Origin of the sequence: uncultured Methanobrevibacter sp. (assembly GCF_902788255.1) — an archaeon.
Classification (GTDB): Archaea; Methanobacteriota; Methanobacteria; order Methanobacteriales; family Methanobacteriaceae; genus Methanocatella.
Map to the genome: position 1 here is coordinate 1 of NZ_CADAJR010000017.1, position 17,286 is coordinate 17,286.

A 17,286-nucleotide genomic window follows, 5' to 3' on the forward strand; every position below is an offset into this window, starting at 1 on the left:
TAAACCGGAACCTAATCCAGCAAAACCAATTGCTACTCCAGCACCAATAGCTGCTAAAGCAGTACCTAAAGCAATTTCTACCATATTTAATTCACCTTTGAAATAATATTGATTTTTTTAATTTTATTTAAGATATAAATGAAAAATTTTTAATTTATTTAATTTTAGTAAATGTTCTATTTGCTTTGAAAGCTTCGAATTTTCCTTTACTTTCCATGAAGAATTGAGAGAAGAACTCTACATAGTTAAGACGTAAAGCGTTAATAAATGCACCTAATACTTGGAAAGCGAAGTTTGCTATATGACCACCGACAAATACGATGATTGCAACAACAATACCCACTACAGGAACCATATTATTTAACATTTGAGCTAAGATGTTTACTGTCATAGCAATACCACCGGTAGCTAAACATAATGCTAAAAGACGTGCATATGATAATACATCACCCATGTAACCGAAAATATCCATTACACCGTATGCACCGTTAGCCCATACTAACATTCCAATAGTTGCAACTATTAATATTCCTCCTAAAATCATTCCAATCATACCTATTGCAGGCATCATGAAACCTAATGCTAAGAGGATAATACCAGCTTCAAATACAAACCAACAAATTTGAGAACCGATAGCCTCTTTGACGTTTCCGTATCTCAAGTTGTTGATAGCACCTAAAATAAATCCGATGTTGGTGTAAACAAGACCAATTAAGATAGCTATTATCAAAATAGTATCCGGATGTACAAATGCTTCAACAGCAGGAATAACTGTTGGTAAACGGAAACCAGCTATTCTTTCCGGGAAGTCCCCAATGAAACCGTTGGTAATCAGACCCAGTATAACGGCCCACAGACCGGACCAGATTAAAATCCAACCAAATGAATGCATGGATTCTTTAACTTTACCCATACCTTTAAGGAGGACTACACCAATGAGTGCTACAACTAAACCATAAACTGCATCGGTTAAACAGAAACCGAAGAATAATGGGAATGTGATTGCAACAAAGATTGTTGGGTCCATTGAATTGTAACGTACTGGAGAGTACATATCAACAAGGTATTCGAAAGGTTTTGCATACCATCCATTTTGTTGTAGGACTGGAACATTCTCATCATCTGTACCTTCAACCTCTATTGTTTCAAAGGCACAATGTCCATCAGAACTTTTTTCAACAAGTTGTTCAACCTTTTCAGTATCCTTTACAGGTACCCATGCTTCAAGAACGTAAGCATCTTTGGTTTGAACAAATGAAGAAAGAATTTCGTTCTTTTCTTTTTCATTTTCTAATTGTTCTTTGAGAGCTAATATGTCATCGTCCCATTGTTCTGCAACTGCCCTTAATTCTGTTTTAACAGAGGCACGTTCTGATTCAATGGTCAATAATCTTGCATCAGCGTTTGAAATAATTTGTTGAGGTGTTCCGTCAACATTACCCACTTCAATTTTCTCAAAGTCAAATTTACGAAGTGTTGAATAAACTTCATCACTATATTCTTTTAATGTTACTACAACGACAATAGAATAATCATTATCATCGGCAGGAACAGTAAAAATATCTAATTCATCTGTCAAGTTACTTAATTCATTTTTGATTTCTGAAGCAGATCCAGCATTAATCCTTCCAACAGTAGTAGAAGTGTACTTTGAATCTTTTAAGTCAGCTAAATTCATGTCAAAATTAGATAAGCGATTAGCCAAACTTTTATTAGACTGTAGTTCACTTGTTTCAGCGTCGAGTGCGGAAAGTTTTCCTTCTATAACACTTGTTTTAGCTTCCACCTGGGATAGAGTGTCTTCAGCTTTTTCAATGAAAGCTTCAGTATCTAATTTTTCTACTTCTTTTTGAACAGGTACATCCGGACTAATAAAAGACATAGCTAAGTCTTTTAACCCATGGCCTTCTGATAAAGAATTTCCTAAAAGTTCAGATATACCGTTTGTTTTCATAAGAAGAGAAGATATCTTACCAGTGTATGGAGTGGCTTTAGCAGGAGTAACTAATTCCGCTAATTCAGGATCTTGCTGAATGCTGTCAGAAATATCACTGATTTGTATAAGCCCTGATTCGTGGAGAGCATCCACTGTAGGAGCTACATACTTATCAAGTGTAACAATTCTAATTTTACGCATTCTAGCTGTCTTGAACATATAATCTCACACTACAAAATATTTTTGACAATAATTGAAGCCGCATCGTCAACATTTGCCATAGCTTTGTCCTTTATGGATTTAACTTCCACTTTGGATTGCTCAGCAATTGTTTGTGCTTCTTTTTTAGCTTTATCTTCTGCATCAAAAACAGTATCTTTTGCATCGTCTTCTGCTTGCAATTTAGCTTGGGAAATAATTTCCTCAGCTTTTACTTGTGATTCAGCAATCAAATCTTTTGATTGTGCTTCTGAATCGACAATAAGTTGTTCAGCATCGGATTCAGCTTTTTTTATCATTGCGATTGCGTCTGATATCTCTGCCATAATTAATCACCATGGTGAACTTATTTTTGTTGTGCAATATATATATCTTTTACTATTCAATTTTGATTAGACTTCGTAAAATTGAATTTTGAATAAAAAAAAGTATTTAAAATATTATAATAACATGAAAAAATTTGATAAAAAAAAGAATAAAAGATAAATAGATTATCTATAAAACCATTTCAATATACTAGGCGGTAATTTTTGTAAATAAGCAAGAATTGCTATGATAACAATGATTACACCCAAAATAGCGAACCCTATATTGTACGGAAATGCCAGTAGCATATACCCGCTGACACCTATGACAATACCTTCAAAGAAAAACACTGCCTTGGTCCAGCCAGGATTGAACAATATTATAAGGTAAGCTACAGCAATTAAAATCAGTATAATTGCAGTGGCAATAACATCATTTGTTATCGGCTGATGTCTTAAAAATGGAGCGACCGCCCAAACAATAAGCATCACTGCCAACATTACACCTAATAATTTAAACATTTTAACGTTAGCCATAATAACACTTATTTTAAGTATTAACTTCATAATATTTATATCATTTTGTCAAAACTTAATATATGGAAAGAGCGGTTTGGATAATATTAAACAAAAATTTTTCATTGACTTTGGATGCTGAAATAGTTGACGGAAAAGTGACTGATAAAAAATTTTCTCCCGGAAATGATATCTGGACCAATGAGCTTCCGCGTCTCGGTTTCAGCAGTGAAAGCATTCAAAATGACTATGAGGAGTTTACATCAGACATACTGACATTGTTTTCAGAACATGGCGCTGATGAAGTATTCATAAATGCCAAAATCGGTGAGGAATCAGAATATGTCAATGCAAAAAATCCATTGATTATAAGAAAAATAGAAGAATATAGTGTTGATGAAATCATACAAGACGGGTAGCCTGCTTTAGGATTTCATCCATATTGCTGAATTCCAACGGCTCACCGTCATCGCCCACCTTCTCGGTAGTGATTAAGACATTTGGTGACGCCCACAGGAAGGAATAAGCAAAATACACTACATTAATGAAAATTACAGGTCCTATAAAAGACAGGGCTATGATTAGACATACCACATGTATCAGTGGATTGCCGTATCTTTTCTTTTTCATCAGGATGTAATTGTCCTGCTTTTCAATGACCTTAAATTTGTTTTGAGACAAATCCTTGGAAAGTTTATCCATTTGGGAGGAATTGTCTGCACTCAATATAAATAAACTCATTCTAATCTTTATATACTACAAATTCATCCAGTTCTTTTCTTGGAGTGTCTCTAGGCTCGGCGTTTCCATATCCTAATGGAGTGAATAGTACAGCTTCCTCGTTTTCTTTTAGGCCTAAGAATTCATGAGCCTTATATTTTTTAAATGCGCCGATGTAACAGGTTCCAAGACCCACATCAGCTGCGGCAAGTATCATATGATCCATTACAATAGTTGCATCAATGTCTGCAATATTCTTTTGGTCCCAAGGTCTTGTCCATGCCTCATTTTTAACTCCCACTACACACAATACCAAAGGAGCTTCAACAAACCATTTTGCAGCATATATTTCGGAAAGTTCATCCTTATATTTTTTGGTATCAATAACATAGACTTTAAATGGCTGTGCATTTACACCGGTTGGTGCTATTGTTGCTGCTTTTAGTACATATTCCAGTTTTTCTGGTTCTACTTCCTTATCCAAGTATCCTCTTACACTGTATCTTTCTGTTATTACGTCAATAAATTCCATATTATCATCCCATATATTCTATATCGTCAAGGTCACAAAACCTTCTGAATTCATCTTCATCCATTTTTTCCTCGTAACTGTGTGCAATTAATCCTGGAAGTCTTCCAATCATGAAAATGCCCAAACCCAATTCAGGTGAAAATCCTAAATCTGACAATATTGCCGCATTTGCACCATCAACATTCAATTTGATATGCTTTTTAGTGTATACCAAATCCTGCAGTGCCAAAGCCAGCTTAATGTGAGGTCCGATATAACCCTTATCAACAGCAATTTCCATCAATTTTTCAGCCCTAGGGTCAACGTCATGATACCTATGGCCAAAACCGGGTATCTTTTTATCCTTAACTATATAATCATTGTAAATATCAATGGCAAGACTTGCAATCTGCTTGTTGTCAATGGTCGGATCATCAATCAGATGAACAGAGCTGATTCGTGATTGGTATAGTTCCATAGCCTTTTCAATGGCTCCCGCATGCTTATTTCCAAATGACAATAAAGCACCCCCAATAGCAGAGTTCATCGGTGAGCCTGAAGAGGTTATCAGTCTTGCGGTTTGAGTGCTTGGCGGAGTAACGCCATGATCACAAAATGACACCAAAACATGATTGAAAATTTTGCTTTCCTTAAGTGAAGGAAGTCTTCCTTTCAAAAGCAGGAAAACCATATCCCCAAATCTGATTTTCTCAATCAAATCTTTTTGATTGTATCCGCGAGTTACGATTTTATCCTTTTCAACACGGGAAACCGCAGTCCTTAAAGATTTGGGATTGACTCTAAAATTATTCTCTTGCATTTTTCTAAACCTTTATTTTGATTAATTAATAATTTAAATTAAGCATATATAAACCTTTACAATTTTAATGTTGCTACACGAGGTTCTACAAAACATGACGGCCTGATTGAGACTATTCTAACACCACTCGCCCTTTGATTTCCTATATTCAAATAGCATCCAAGAACTGTAGTCTTTCCACCTAAACCCATTGGACCAATTCCGGTACGGTTTAGTCTTTCAGTAATCTGATTCTCATAGTCATTCTGTTTATCCAAACTGCCATATGCAATGGATTTGATTAAAAGTGATGTAGCTTCAAAATGTGTCCTTCCAATTCCGATTGAGGGAATTGACGGAGTGCATCCCAACATTTTTAGGGAGGATTCCAGCCATTCACATGCGGTGCCGATTACATTTTCAAAGGAACGTTTATGGTAAACCCTGTATGTTTTCGCCCTGATTTCAGGACCTCCCCCTTCAAGCAAAAAATGAATGTTCAATGTATCGGGTTCAATATCCCTTTTATATGTTGACTCGTCATTAGTGCTGTCAATTAGGATAGATGCCGGTGCGAGCTTTCCAGGCTCATCATATAACCCTTCACTCTGTTCAATACGTTCCACAGAATTGCCTTTAACCGCCATGGGCCTTGCCGGAAGATTATTTAAGCCTGAAGAAATTCCTTCATGAATCTGATTTAATAGCTCTCCAGATATCTGCCTGTCCTCACCAATCTCAATTATCACATGAGGAATTCCGGTATCGTCACACAATGGAAACTTGGTTTTCTGGGCAACCTCATAATTTTCCAAAATCTGTGATAATGCCCAACGGGCATTGTCGTTTTCTTCCATATCTATTGCCCTTTTTAAAGCATCAGATTTATCATCTGAAAGTGTGGTTGAGGCTTTTATTATGGTGTCTGAAATGTCTTTTACAAGATCCATAAAATCACTCAGGAACTGCCAAATCAGCGGATTTGTCTGGTGAAGCAACAGCATCCGGACAATACTCATCAATCATTCTTTTAACAAGTCTCACTTGTTTTATACGAGCGATGGCTTCTTTTTCTGTAGTGTCCCAATTATGGTTGGCTGCAACAGAGCCTCCGGTCTTTAAATAAACAGGTGAGGCAACTTTAATGAAGTTTGGCACTTCATAATGCCTAATAAATCCCCCTGTTGATTTGGGATTTTCAGTGTGCAAATCCAAAGCCATATCTGTTGCATTTCTAATAGATGCAATCATCGGAATCTGCAGGTCACGAACAGGATTTAGAGAATTGAGCCCATTTTCTTCAAGCAGTTTTGCAGATGCGGCATTTGAATGTCCCGCATGTGCAGACAGTTTGAAATGGACACTCTCAGGAATTTCACCATCCCTTCGCATCTGATTCAATACCCACAAAAGACCTTCATCGTAAAGCAGAATTCCGCGAACACCTAACCTGCATGCCCTTTTAACATCCTCTATCGCATAAACAAGATTATCATAACCCCTTAATCGATAGCCGATTCTGCTGCCTTCCTTTGTATGAACTGTGGCAGAGGTATCATATGTCGCCCTCGGACCAACTGACAGGAACAGTTCACATCCGTAATCTTTAGCCAGAGAAACCATTTCTTCAATCTCCTCATCAGCAAGCATCATTATTCCCTTGGTTTGAGTCACACGATGAATGAAAATATTGCTTTTTAAAGCTTCATCAAGAAGTGCTTTCATTGTTTTGGGTGACTGAATTCCCGGAACCTCAAAACGGAACTGTCCACCATCACCAAATCGTTTGGATGAAACATATTCATTTGAAACTTCATCAATACCTATCTTTTTAAGGAATTTTTTAGTTTTATCCATTTTATCTACCTGTTCAGTTTGCGAACAACATATTTCATTGTATATTCTTCTAATGAATCGATAACAGTCAAATTTTTAATGTCATACTGAGGATTTAAAGCCTTGAACTTGTCAATCAGCTCCCTTAACTGGAATGGATTTTCAAAGTCTCCCTTTGGAAGGAAAGTGATGTTTTGAAATACTCCATTTCTAAAACTGTCATCCAGTTTGATAATGACATTGGACGGTCTTTTTTCCGGATACAGTTCATTTAACTTATCATCAACAACTATAATCATGTTATTTACAAGATTCTTGATGCTGTTAACCGTATCCACTGTCGAATAGTTTTCCAAAAGGCCGAACTCAATCAACTGATTTATATCATCAACGCTGACTTCTCCCACAACCAATGAAATGGCAACGGCATACGGAAGGCTTTGCCTTAACTCCTCTATATTTTTTGGATTGAAATTGTTATGTTCTGCAGCAACGGAATATGTCTTGATTGCCAAATTCTGTATATGATCATATTCATCCCCAATACTTGCCTTAAGCTTGAGTGCGGTGTCGATTGAAGAGTGCAGGTGTCTGCAGAAAGGATATTTTTTAAAGTAGATGTCTCTCACCCTTACCTTTCCAATGTCTTTAAGTGCGTCTTCAAGTGAGAAATCATCAAATTTGTAATCTTCATCATCAACAACCATGGTTTTTAAAAATCCTTCATTACCTTCAAATATTGTACTTGATCCTGTAAAACCATTTCTTGCAAGGTAAGCAGACAATATTCCATTATAAACTGCCTTTCCAACATGCAATGATTTTCCCATGGATCCTCCATGGTCGGATTCCAACAGTCCTGCAGCCTGAGTTCCGCATAAACCCAATGCATTTAAAATCTGTTTTTCATCCAATTTCAATAATTTGGATGCCACAACCCCCGCTACAAATGTTCCAACTGTTCCAGTAGTATGAAACCCTCTGTTTCTGTGTTCGGGATTGACAATTTGTCCTAAAAGAATTCCAACTTCATAACCAGTCATTACACCTTCAATAAATTCCCTACCGGACAAGTCATAGGCTTCTGAGATAGCAAGTGCGGTTGAAAAAATAACAGAACCCAAATGGAGTTGGGCTTTCCTGTGGCCGTCATCAAGTTCCAGCACATGTGCAGATATCCCATTGATGAGGCCCGCATGCAAAACGTCTGCCTTAAAATTGGTTCCTATTACAGATGATTTTAAATTTGAATCTGAGTTTCCATGAAATATTTCCCCAACAGTATTACAAGCTATACTTGGAGCATCTTCCCTTACTCCTCTGTAGGTAACTCCAAAATAATCTAGAAATGCAGCTTTTACTGTAGTTATAGATTCTACAGTTGCCTGTTCATAGCGATAGTTTGAAATAAATTTAGAAATATTTTGTAAAAACATAAAACATCAAAGTAATATTTGTAATAGGTAGTATTAAAATAGTTCAGTTACTAATCAGAACAAATTTTTGAAGTAGCACTATTATGCTGCTGGAACACCGCTTAAAACAAGGATGATATGTGCCACAATAGCCGCACCATAATAAGTTGCTGCAATAACTAGAACGGTTATTAAAATTGCTTTCCAACCTAATGCCTTGAATTCATTCCAGCTTTTACCCATCCCAATACCAACATAGGCCAAAAATACTGTAACTATTGCCAAAAGCTCAATCTGTGAGACATAATGAAGAACGAATTTTGAAGTGGGCATGCCCGGAAAGGCCAGAATAATACCGATTATACTTATATACAAAATTGATGACACGTTAAAAGGAAGGTATCTTTCAAGCCACACCCCTGCAAGTGTGATTACTGATAATATCCCCATTCCGATTAGGGAACCTTCAATAGGATGTTTATAACCTAAAAAATTACCAATGACAGTGATAATTGAAAATAGAATCAGCAGGACTATCCAATTTATAATACCATGAACTGATACATTTTCAGACCCATCAATCAGATCAGTCATTATTTATCCTCCTCATCAGGTGTGATGGAATCCCTTCCTATTTTTGGCTCAAGCCAACGATACATTTTTTCGGTTAATGGAATTGCAATAAATATTACAATGTAAATTCCTACACAAAATGACAGGAGATTGCTGAACCCTGCAAACGCCTCAATTTGAGTTTCCAATCCTGGAAATGCCGCCAGAGTCGGACCGATTGCAGCTGCATTCATACTTGCGCTACCCACACCACTTGCCATCGCAAATGCATATGGATGCAAAGGAAGGAACGACAGTGAAAATGTCACTAAAAAGCTTATGAAAATTGTTCCGATAACAGTCCCTATAATGAATATTGCAAATACTCCTCTTGATTCAGGAGAGTTGAATCCATATTTGTCCACAACAACCGCAACATTCGGTTCCCTACCAATTGAATTGGTCATACCTATTGCCTCTTCCTTAAATCCTAAAAGCAATGCAATCGGAAGAACCAATATTGTAGCCAAGTGACCTACCTCCTGCAATATCAAAGCAGACCCCATTTGAAAAATTAAACCTATTGACTGTCCGCTTGAAACAGCCAGCTTTGCAATCAAGACGCCAATGAAAAGCATCATTGACCCTTCAGCAATACGTGCCTGTTTTCTTTGAATCCATTTGATAGGTTTTGCAAGGTAAAAGATAAGACCTAAAATAATCGTATATATCAAAGGCATTATTGTAATTGCAACATCTTTAGTGATTGGAATTTCTATAGTTCCGATTAGCTCGGCAATAATAACTAAAATAAGCACAGTACCATGTAGGCGATAATCCCTCCATGGATTTTTCTTAAGGATACGTTTATCAGTTTTTTCCCTATAAATATGTTCTACCTGCCCATCTTTACCCCTATTAGGAATTCTAATCCACCCCTAAAAATTGAGATATATCAAAATTTGTAATATCTATTATACTTTAATTCAAGCATATTATATAAATTAATAGCATCGAAACAAAAAAAGTACACTAAATAAGAAAAAAGAAAAATGGTGAATTTCACTAAAAAGGAAAAGAAGTTATGCCGGAACACCACTTAGAACCAGAATAACATGAGCTACAACAGCAGATCCAAGATAGGTTGAAGCGATAACTAAAACTGTAACAATTATAGCACGCAAACCAAGCGCCTTAAATTCATTCCAGCTTTTACCCATCCCAATACCTACATATGCCAGAAATACGGTAACAATAGATAAAAGTTCAATTTTTGAAACATAATATGAAACAAGTTCTGCTGTAGGCATTCCAGGAAATGCTAAAATAATTCCCATTACACTTATGTAAATAATGGAAGAGATGTTCAACGGAAGTTCCCTTTCCATCCATACACCTAAAAGAGTTATCAGGGAAAGAATGCCCATACCAATCAATGAATCCTGAATAGGATGTTTGTAACCTACATAATTACCAATCACAGTAATTACTGAAAATATTGCTAAAAGTAAAATCCAATTTAAGATTCCCTGAACTGAAACATTTTCAGTACCATCAATTAAATCAGGCATTATTCATCCTCCGGAACAATAGCTTTTCTGCCAATTTTTGGCTCTAAAAATGCATATAATTTCTCAGTCAATGGAATTGCAATAAATATTACAATATAGATTCCAATTGAAAATGACAGGAGATTACTGAATCCTGCAAATGCCTCAATTTGAGTTTCCAATCCCGGAAATGCCGCCAGAGTCGGACCCAGTGATGCTGCATTCATACTTGCACTTCCCACACCAGAAGCCATAGCAAATGCATATGGATGCAACGGCAAAATAGATACACATATACTTGTCAAGAAACTTATGAAAACAGTACCAATAATTGTTCCCACAATAAACAATGCAAAAATTCCCCTTGATTCAGGTGAATTAAATCCATATTTATCTACAACAACTGCAACTTCAGGTTCCCTCCCTATGGAGTTGGTCATACCAATTGTTTCCCGTTTAAATCCTAAAAGTAAAGCAACAGGAAGTGCAATGAAAATAGTTGCCAAATGCCCAAGTTCCTGGAACAGTAATGCAGGACCCATTTCAAAGAGAAGATGCATTGATTGTCCACTGGAAACAGCCAGTTTTGCAATCAAAATACCTATAAAAAGCATCATTGCCCCTTCAGCAACACGGGACTGTTTTCTTTCAATCCATTTGATTGGTTTTGCCAAATAGAATACCAAACCTAAAACCATTGTATATAGCAGAGGCATTATTGAAACTTCAACACCTTTTGTAAGAGGTATTTTAATCGGACCTATCAACTCTGCAATTATCACTAAAACAAGTACAGTTATATGCAAACCATAATCTCGCCAAGGATTTTTCTTTAAAATACGTTTATCAGTTTTTTGACGATATAAATGTTGAATTTCATTCGTTGAAGAATCTTGATCAGGAATTGTATCTCCCCCATATATGAGATAAAATATGCTATCTATTTTATACTCTCAAAATTGTAGTATTTAAATTAATAGGATTCAAATTGAAAAAGTTCTTAAAATATGAAAAAAATTGGGAAAAATTTAAAATTTAATTCACAAAATGTGAATTTAATTAAATCCTAAAAAATAGGCAAAAATTAAAAATAGAGATTATGAATACTTATTCAACCTAAATTCATTCTGCAAATAGGTTTTGACAAATGACGCCTTGCAGAAACTGGTGTTTCATAAAATTGAGCATTATCCAAATTACGATGAATTTTAATAGGAACTTTTTCATTTGACTCAATTCTATTTCCACATTTTCTGCATTTGAAACCCTTGTTCTTTCCTGCGGAAGTCATTCTTTTTCCGCACTCGCACACAGGATTTTCATATTCAACATCGTTCAGTTCAATTACCTGAAATTTTTCAATGTTGAATGTATTCTGCTCACCTATTCCCCCATAAACCTTGATTATATCTCCAGGGTGCAAATAGGATACAGTTTTTCTGAAATTTTTTGTAGGTTCATAAGCACCACATTCAATCTCTCCGGACTCATCAGCAATGTAAAAGAACATGTGTCCACCATCAATGATTGTGGGCTTGTTTTTTACTTTTCCGGTTACCTCATAACACCCGAACTGTTTCATATCGGAAATTTTAGATGCCTTTTGAATATGCATATCTGTATGCTGGTTTGTCTTGAAAATGCACCAGTCAACAATAGGTTCTGAAACTTTAACTATATCTTTGGCCAATTTCAGTGCCTCGACATTGTTTGATCTGATTCCATATAAGACAGGACACGGTGTTTTGGGTTCAATTGCAATGTAATCTTCAGAATAGTCAATATTTTCAAAAGTGTCCGGAAATGTCTGCCTGTCCATCTCATAAACAGATTCATGATCGATTTGTCTTTTGGTACCATAATTTTCAGACGCCCGGTAGGCCAGAAGTTCAAAAGTATAATCACTAAGAGGAAGACCGATTGCTGCAATAGAGCCGATTATTCCTCTTCCCTTTTTAAACTTGTGAATTTCACATCCAATGGATTTTCCAAACTTTTCAGCCTCATCAATTGTAATGAATTCATATATTGCTCTGAATGCATAATCCTGCATTTTCTTTGTAATTTCCCCATCATAAAAGATGACCCCAGGATTTGTATTGTCACAATCAAACATTGACAGCTTTTCGACTTTTTTAAGAACGATTTCCTTTGCCAAATTAGCCTTTGAATCATTCAATATCTTTAAAGCCACACCCCCATTTCCACGGGTTTTAAAACGGGCAAACGGATTTAATCTAATCAATCGAGGATAGTCAACCAAATCTATTCCATTGTCTTTAAATTCGTTGATGATTTGGCTTGCAAGAAATGTTGTGCACATACCATCCGGAGAATCCGTATCATCAATTCCAATATATAAATACTTAATCAAAATCACCTACTAAAATATATTTAAAGTTAAAATCATATATAGTTTAACAGAGGTATTTAGATGTTAACACGAAGCCAACTATTACACAATATTGAAAACTTATTGACCTCACAGGGTTTTAAAACCTCAGATATTTATGATCAGGGTTCATTTGATATTGTAGCAAGAAAAAATCTGCAGATATTACTCTTAAAAACCTTTCTCAACATCGACAGTATCAATGAACAGAATGCACACGAAATGAAGCAGCTGGCAAACATATTCCTGGCATCTCCCATAATTATCGGGGAGAAATCAAGAAATGGACTGTTGGAAGAGGGAGTAATATACGAAAGGTATGAAATTCCAACCATTGGCTTTGAAACATTAAAGAATATGATAGTGTATGGAGAATACCCTGAAATTCTTGCGGACCGTGGAGGATACTTTGTAAAGATTGACGGAAATGTCATCAAACAATACCGTGAAGAATACTCAATGTCACTTAAGGATTTGGCAAACCTGGCCCACGTATCCCGTGCAACAATGTATAAATACGAAAACGGAATTGTAAGGGCGAATACCGAAACTGCAATGATACTTGAAGAGATCCTAAACACCAAGGTGACATTGGACATAGATTTACTGCAGCAACCGCAAAAAGACAACATCAAGTATAGTGATGATGTCAATGACTTGTCAAAACTTGGATATGGCGTATTAGCCACAAACAAGGGACCATTTGATGCCGTGGCCAAGATGAAAAGTTCAGACAAACACTCCCCATTAATGACAAATGTCGAAAAGAACAGGAGTGAAAAAACATTGAAAAGAATGGCAATCCCACTTAAGGACTTGTCAATGGTTACAACCTCAGAACCAGTATTCATAATAAACAATGACAAAATTAAGGAATCAATCGGCACAGTTCCAGTAATAAAATCATGGGAATTGAAAGAATTTGAAAATTCAAAGGAACTGTTGAAGATGATTAAGGAAAGAAAGGAAAATTAGCGTGATAATATGGAAGACTTACAGATAACTGATATGGAAAACTATCCGATAAAATGGGTTTGCAACTTTAAGGGCCAAAGAGCCATTGGAATCTGTGGAAAAACACAAAAAATAGCAATGTTTGCTTCAGATGAACGTGTTTCAAGAATTCTCGACGATATTGTCATTGGAACCGATGAAGAACAGGAAGGATACGGTTGTGAAGAAAAGGACAGATGCTGCAATTTTGAATGTGAACTGTGTGAAATCTCACCAAGGCAATATCTGCAGATTACAGGCAAAAAACCATCCAACAAAAACATAAAAGATTTAATAAATGGACTGGCTGATTTAAACCAATCCCTTGAAGATGATGGTCACGTTCCTTTTGAAGAATATGAAATTGTTAAACTTTAGAACTGTTTTAACAGTTCAAAGTCTTCTTTAGCTTCACTTACCTTAGCGACACCCATACAAATAGCATCGACAAAATCGACATTACTATAAAAGGTGAATGCTTCTTTTGGTTTCAATACCCCTGCCGCAAGGATTCTTGTGGCGATTATTTTTTTGTTTAAGCTTTTAATTTTATCAATGAATTCCTGTCTCTGGGAGGCATTGAATGCACTGATGTCCATCATATATGATAAGCTGTTATAGGGAATCATGTAAAAATCAAACAGGTCCATATCCAGATTATCGGCAATCAGGTCGCTTGTTCTTGATGGAAATGCTGTCACCAATCCTGAAAGAGAACCTGCATCATTTATTCTGTTCAGTATTCTTGAGGTCAGTCTCCAGTCATATGCATCAGTTATGAACTCATCAACAAGCATCAAAGGACAGTCATAAGTGGAAAACAGCTCAATGTCCTCGTCCCAATCAACTTCCTTTGCAACCTCATAATTAGGATTCAAATAGTCAACATCACTTTTTCCGATTGTTGCAATAACCTTCATCTTACAGCCCGCATCAACGGCCAGGTCATATGCTTTCAATAAATTATCATCATTGACAAGGTTTATTGCCCTGACACCCTGATTATATGATTCAATGATGACCTCAGAGGCATTTTGAGGATCATTATATAAGTCATCAAGGTAAAGTCGTGACCTGTGGCCATAATACAGCTCGGCCATGAATGGACCATAACCTAAAATTGTCTGTGGAATAACTTTTTGCTTATACTCCAAATCCTCAAAAAACATGAATATCTATTCCTTTTCGACAACTACTGCTGTTCCATATACCAGAATTTCCTGCATTACATCAGAAATTTCATTTGAATCGAATCTGATTGCAACAATTCCATTTGCGCCCAATTCCTTTGCATGATCAATTGCTCTTTGCAACGCTTCTTCACGGGACTCTTCCATCATGGTTACATATTGCCTGATTTCCCCACCAAAAAGAGATTTGATTCCTGCACCGATTTGTCCACCGGCACCTCTGCTTCTAACGGTCAAACCATATATAAAACCTTTTGTTTCTACAATTCTGTAACCCGGTACGTCATTTGCTGTTGAAATTACATATTCATCTACTGATACCATATTATCACCTATTAAGAATATTTCGGGGTCTGAACTTTGACCCGAGTAACTCAATGATTTTAACTTACTTTTTTAATATTCAATGTTAAATATTTAAAATTATTGGTCTCACTTGAGGAATTTTTTCTATTTAACTTTAATTTTAACAGTTTTTGTCAAAGCATGAAAAAATTATGAATATGGATAAAAAAATGATTTTTTTATTGAGCATTTACTGTTCCTCCCCATGCAATGTAAATAATTTATTAATTTTTTGTTAAATAATTAATGGGAATTAAATTTTACTTATGCATCTTAGGAACAATTTTATATATTTTTAAAAAACAATTGGAATGCGAATATTTTATAATTTGTAATATCTTTTAAATATAATAAAACACATAGATTTAATTAATATTTATTATTAAATATTTTAGAAATTATGGTGAAAATATGAAAGTATTAATTGCTGATGCTATTAACGAAAAAGGTATTGAAAATTTAAAGGAAGTAGCTGAAGTTGTTGTTGACACTGAAATTACTCCTGAAGAATTAGCAGATACCATCCATGAATACAATGGAATTATTGTAAGAAGCCGGACAAAATTAACTGCAGACATCATTAAAAAAGCTGACAATCTGCAAATCATTGCAAGAGCAGGTGTTGGAGTGGACAACATCGACCTTGATGCTGCAACCGAAAAAGGTATTATGGTTGTAAACTCACCTGAATCAACTTCCGTAACCGTTGCAGAACATACCATGGGATTAATCTTGAGCATGGCCCGTAAAATCTCCATTGCAGACAAATCTGTAAAAGAAGGCAAATGGGAAAAGAAAAAGTTCATGGGCGTTGAACTCAGAAACAAAACTCTTGGTGTTATCGGTATGGGAAGAATCGGTTCACAAGTGGTTAACAGATGCAAAGCATTCGAAATGGATGCAATGGCTTATGATCCATACTTACCTGAAGAAGTTGCAAAACAGATGGGTGTAGAATTAACAGATTTGAATACCGTGCTTAAAAACTCTGATTTTATTACAATCCACGTTCCATTAACCCCTGAAACCGAACATTCAATTTCAACTGAACAATTTGAATTGATGAAAGACACAGCATACATCGTAAACTGTGCCCGTGGTGGAATCATAGATGAAGACGCTTTATATGATGCATTGGCAAATAATAAGATTGGTGGAGCTGCATTAGACGTATACGAAGAAGAGCCACCAGAAGAATCAAAATTATTCGAACTTGACAATATCGTATTAACCCCTCACATTGCTGCTTCAACAAAAGAAGCACAAAGAGACGCAGCTATTATTGTAGCTGATGAAATCATTGAACTGGCTAAAGGAAACAATCCTAAAAATGTATTAAACATGCCACGTATCGACAATAACACTTACCAAGAGTTAGCTCCATATATGGAATTATGTGAAAAATTAGGTAGTTTCATCTCACAAGCTGTAAACGGTAAAATCCAAGAAATTGAAATCATATACAGTGGGGAATTAGCTGAAATCGACAATCTTGAAATATTATCCAGAACTGTTATCCAAGGTGCAGTAAATCCATTCTTAAGTTCACCTGTAAATGCAGTCAATGCTTCCCTTGTCGCTAAAGACAGAGGAATAAGCATCACTGAAGGCAGAAAAGACAATGCAAAAGGATACGAATCATTAATCAAAGTTATTGCAAAAAGTGCAACAGATGTATTCTCAGCTGAAGGTACACACCTGCACGAAGCAAGAATTTTAAAAGTTAACGGTTACTGGGTGGACGTCATTCCTGAAGGACACATGTTCATCGCAAAATATGAAGATGTACCTGGAAGTATCGGTAAAATTGGTACCAAATTAGGCGAACATGGAGTAAACATTGGAATTATGCAAGTTGGAAGAGATGAAAAAGGCGGAAGAGCCATCATGGTTCTGACTTTAGATAAAGAAATTCCAAAAGAAGTTATCAAAGAAATCCAAGCTTTAGACAATGTCTATGAAGCTATTGGATTAGAATTATAAAAAACAATTTTTCACCATAATTGT

20 protein-coding genes are annotated in these 17,286 nt (G+C 35.9%); 4 read left to right on the forward strand and 16 right to left on the reverse strand.

Features of this window, described 5'->3' with window-relative positions:
- Positions 1–154 precede the first annotated feature (154 nt).
- The 3 genes from QZV03_RS05665 to QZV03_RS05675 all read right to left on the reverse strand — a co-directional run bounded on the left by QZV03_RS05665 (position 155) and on the right by QZV03_RS05675 (position 2,997).
- On the reverse strand, positions 155–2,155 hold the full coding sequence (locus tag QZV03_RS05665; protein WP_296874733.1) for a V-type ATP synthase subunit I: 2,001 nt from the start codon (positions 2,153–2,155) through the stop codon (positions 155–157).
- Between the two features lie 11 nt (positions 2,156–2,166).
- Entirely contained in the window at positions 2,167–2,481 is a 315-nt protein-coding gene (locus tag QZV03_RS05670) for an HrpE/YscL family type III secretion apparatus protein (protein ID WP_296874734.1), read from the reverse strand.
- A 165-nt stretch (positions 2,482–2,646) separates the two neighbouring features.
- Positions 2,647–2,997 (reverse strand): hypothetical protein, encoded by a 351-nt coding sequence (locus tag QZV03_RS05675; protein WP_296874735.1) that lies wholly within the window; start codon positions 2,995–2,997, stop codon positions 2,647–2,649.
- Positions 2,998–3,059: 62 nt separating this feature from the next.
- Between QZV03_RS05675 and QZV03_RS05680 the strand changes: the two genes are divergently transcribed.
- A complete protein-coding gene (locus QZV03_RS05680; protein ID WP_296874736.1) occupies positions 3,060–3,395 on the forward strand; it encodes a hypothetical protein in 336 nt (111 codons plus the stop codon).
- Here the strand turns inward: QZV03_RS05680 and QZV03_RS05685 are convergent.
- From QZV03_RS05685 to QZV03_RS05735, 11 genes are all read right to left on the reverse strand, one after another.
- Entirely contained in the window at positions 3,379–3,717 is a 339-nt protein-coding gene (locus tag QZV03_RS05685) for a hypothetical protein (protein ID WP_296874737.1), read from the reverse strand. The two genes, QZV03_RS05680 and QZV03_RS05685, sit on opposite strands and share 17 nt — an antisense overlap.
- Before the next feature lies 1 nt (position 3,718).
- Complete coding sequence (locus tag QZV03_RS05690) at positions 3,719–4,228, reverse strand: nitroreductase family protein (RefSeq protein WP_296874738.1); 510 nt, start codon at positions 4,226–4,228, stop codon at positions 3,719–3,721.
- 4 nt (positions 4,229–4,232) lie between these two features.
- Complete coding sequence (locus QZV03_RS05695) at positions 4,233–5,027, reverse strand: citryl-CoA lyase (protein WP_296874739.1); 795 nt, start codon at positions 5,025–5,027, stop codon at positions 4,233–4,235.
- Positions 5,028–5,083: 56 nt separating this feature from the next.
- Positions 5,084–5,956, reverse strand: a complete 873-nt coding sequence (locus QZV03_RS05700) for a fumarate hydratase (RefSeq protein WP_296874781.1) — start codon at positions 5,954–5,956, stop codon at positions 5,084–5,086.
- A gap of 4 nt (positions 5,957–5,960) precedes the next feature.
- The gene (locus QZV03_RS05705; RefSeq protein ID WP_296874740.1) at positions 5,961–6,863 is read right to left on the reverse strand and encodes a peptidase; all 903 of its coding nucleotides are present in this window, start codon (positions 6,861–6,863) and stop codon (positions 5,961–5,963) included.
- A 5-nt stretch (positions 6,864–6,868) separates the two neighbouring features.
- On the reverse strand, positions 6,869–8,278 hold the full coding sequence (locus QZV03_RS05710) for an MmgE/PrpD family protein (protein ID WP_296874741.1): 1,410 nt from the start codon (positions 8,276–8,278) through the stop codon (positions 6,869–6,871).
- Between the two features lie 81 nt (positions 8,279–8,359).
- Positions 8,360–8,851, reverse strand: a complete 492-nt coding sequence (locus tag QZV03_RS05715; RefSeq protein WP_296874742.1) for a hypothetical protein — start codon at positions 8,849–8,851, stop codon at positions 8,360–8,362.
- Positions 8,851–9,741, reverse strand: coding sequence for a DUF3100 domain-containing protein (locus QZV03_RS05720; RefSeq protein ID WP_342764227.1), 891 nt, complete (start codon positions 9,739–9,741; stop codon positions 8,851–8,853). The genes QZV03_RS05715 and QZV03_RS05720 overlap by 1 nt, the downstream gene beginning before the upstream one ends.
- Before the next feature lie 150 nt (positions 9,742–9,891).
- Positions 9,892–10,380 carry a hypothetical protein gene (locus QZV03_RS05725; RefSeq protein WP_296874744.1) on the reverse strand — a complete coding sequence of 163 codons (489 nt, stop codon included), beginning with the start codon at positions 10,378–10,380 and terminating at the stop codon, positions 9,892–9,894.
- Positions 10,380–11,264: a DUF3100 domain-containing protein gene (locus tag QZV03_RS05730; RefSeq protein WP_342764228.1), complete on the reverse strand. Its 885-nt coding sequence runs from the start codon at positions 11,262–11,264 to the stop codon at positions 10,380–10,382. Before QZV03_RS05730 ends, QZV03_RS05725 begins: the two co-directional genes overlap by 1 nt.
- A gap of 206 nt (positions 11,265–11,470) precedes the next feature.
- Positions 11,471–12,739 (reverse strand): tRNA(Ile)(2)-agmatinylcytidine synthase, encoded by a 1,269-nt coding sequence (locus tag QZV03_RS05735; protein ID WP_296874746.1) that lies wholly within the window; start codon positions 12,737–12,739, stop codon positions 11,471–11,473.
- 54 nt (positions 12,740–12,793) lie between these two features.
- On the opposite strand from QZV03_RS05735, the gene QZV03_RS05740 reads away from it, so the two are divergent.
- Together QZV03_RS05740 and QZV03_RS05745 are read left to right on the forward strand one after the other, a co-directional pair.
- Positions 12,794–13,726, forward strand: a complete 933-nt coding sequence (locus tag QZV03_RS05740) for a transcriptional regulator (RefSeq protein ID WP_296874747.1) — start codon at positions 12,794–12,796, stop codon at positions 13,724–13,726.
- Between the two features lie 9 nt (positions 13,727–13,735).
- On the forward strand, positions 13,736–14,122 hold the full coding sequence (locus tag QZV03_RS05745) for a hypothetical protein (protein ID WP_296874748.1): 387 nt from the start codon (positions 13,736–13,738) through the stop codon (positions 14,120–14,122).
- Here the strand turns inward: QZV03_RS05745 and QZV03_RS05750 are convergent.
- Both QZV03_RS05750 and QZV03_RS05755 read right to left on the reverse strand, forming a co-directional pair.
- Positions 14,119–14,913, reverse strand: a complete 795-nt coding sequence (locus QZV03_RS05750) for a hypothetical protein (RefSeq protein WP_296874749.1) — start codon at positions 14,911–14,913, stop codon at positions 14,119–14,121. The genes QZV03_RS05745 and QZV03_RS05750 overlap by 4 nt on opposite strands.
- A gap of 6 nt (positions 14,914–14,919) precedes the next feature.
- Positions 14,920–15,258, reverse strand: a complete 339-nt coding sequence (locus QZV03_RS05755; RefSeq protein ID WP_296874750.1) for a heavy metal-binding domain-containing protein — start codon at positions 15,256–15,258, stop codon at positions 14,920–14,922.
- Positions 15,259–15,690: 432 nt separating this feature from the next.
- Here QZV03_RS05755 and serA point away from each other — a divergent pair, with 432 nt between their 5' ends.
- A complete protein-coding gene (serA, locus tag QZV03_RS05760; RefSeq protein ID WP_296874751.1) occupies positions 15,691–17,262 on the forward strand; it encodes a phosphoglycerate dehydrogenase in 1,572 nt (523 codons plus the stop codon).
- The last annotated feature ends 24 nt before the right edge of the window (positions 17,263–17,286 follow it).

Coding starts and splice junctions, on each gene's coding strand:
- QZV03_RS05695 (WP_296874739.1), bottom strand. CDS start 5,027: ATGCAAGAGAATAATTTTAGAGTCAATCCCAAATCTTTAAGGACTGCG.
- QZV03_RS05725 (WP_296874744.1), bottom strand. CDS start 10,380: ATGCCTGATTTAATTGATGGTACTGAAAATGTTTCAGTTCAGGGAATC.
- QZV03_RS05690 (WP_296874738.1), bottom strand. CDS start 4,228: ATGGAATTTATTGACGTAATAACAGAAAGATACAGTGTAAGAGGATAC.
- QZV03_RS05680 (WP_296874736.1), top strand. CDS start 3,060: ATGGAAAGAGCGGTTTGGATAATATTAAACAAAAATTTTTCATTGACT.
- QZV03_RS05750 (WP_296874749.1), bottom strand. CDS start 14,913: ATGTTTTTTGAGGATTTGGAGTATAAGCAAAAAGTTATTCCACAGACA.
- QZV03_RS05740 (WP_296874747.1), top strand. CDS start 12,794: ATGTTAACACGAAGCCAACTATTACACAATATTGAAAACTTATTGACC.
- QZV03_RS05705 (WP_296874740.1), bottom strand. CDS start 6,863: ATGGATAAAACTAAAAAATTCCTTAAAAAGATAGGTATTGATGAAGTT.
- QZV03_RS05715 (WP_296874742.1), bottom strand. CDS start 8,851: ATGACTGATCTGATTGATGGGTCTGAAAATGTATCAGTTCATGGTATT.
- QZV03_RS05670 (WP_296874734.1), bottom strand. CDS start 2,481: ATGGCAGAGATATCAGACGCAATCGCAATGATAAAAAAAGCTGAATCC.
- QZV03_RS05745 (WP_296874748.1), top strand. CDS start 13,736: ATGGAAGACTTACAGATAACTGATATGGAAAACTATCCGATAAAATGG.
- QZV03_RS05700 (WP_296874781.1), bottom strand. CDS start 5,956: ATGGATCTTGTAAAAGACATTTCAGACACCATAATAAAAGCCTCAACC.
- QZV03_RS05755 (WP_296874750.1), bottom strand. CDS start 15,258: ATGGTATCAGTAGATGAATATGTAATTTCAACAGCAAATGACGTACCG.
- QZV03_RS05665 (WP_296874733.1), bottom strand. CDS start 2,155: ATGTTCAAGACAGCTAGAATGCGTAAAATTAGAATTGTTACACTTGAT.
- QZV03_RS05710 (WP_296874741.1), bottom strand. CDS start 8,278: ATGTTTTTACAAAATATTTCTAAATTTATTTCAAACTATCGCTATGAA.
- serA (WP_296874751.1), top strand. CDS start 15,691: ATGAAAGTATTAATTGCTGATGCTATTAACGAAAAAGGTATTGAAAAT.
- QZV03_RS05685 (WP_296874737.1), bottom strand. CDS start 3,717: ATGAGTTTATTTATATTGAGTGCAGACAATTCCTCCCAAATGGATAAA.
- QZV03_RS05675 (WP_296874735.1), bottom strand. CDS start 2,997: ATGGCTAACGTTAAAATGTTTAAATTATTAGGTGTAATGTTGGCAGTG.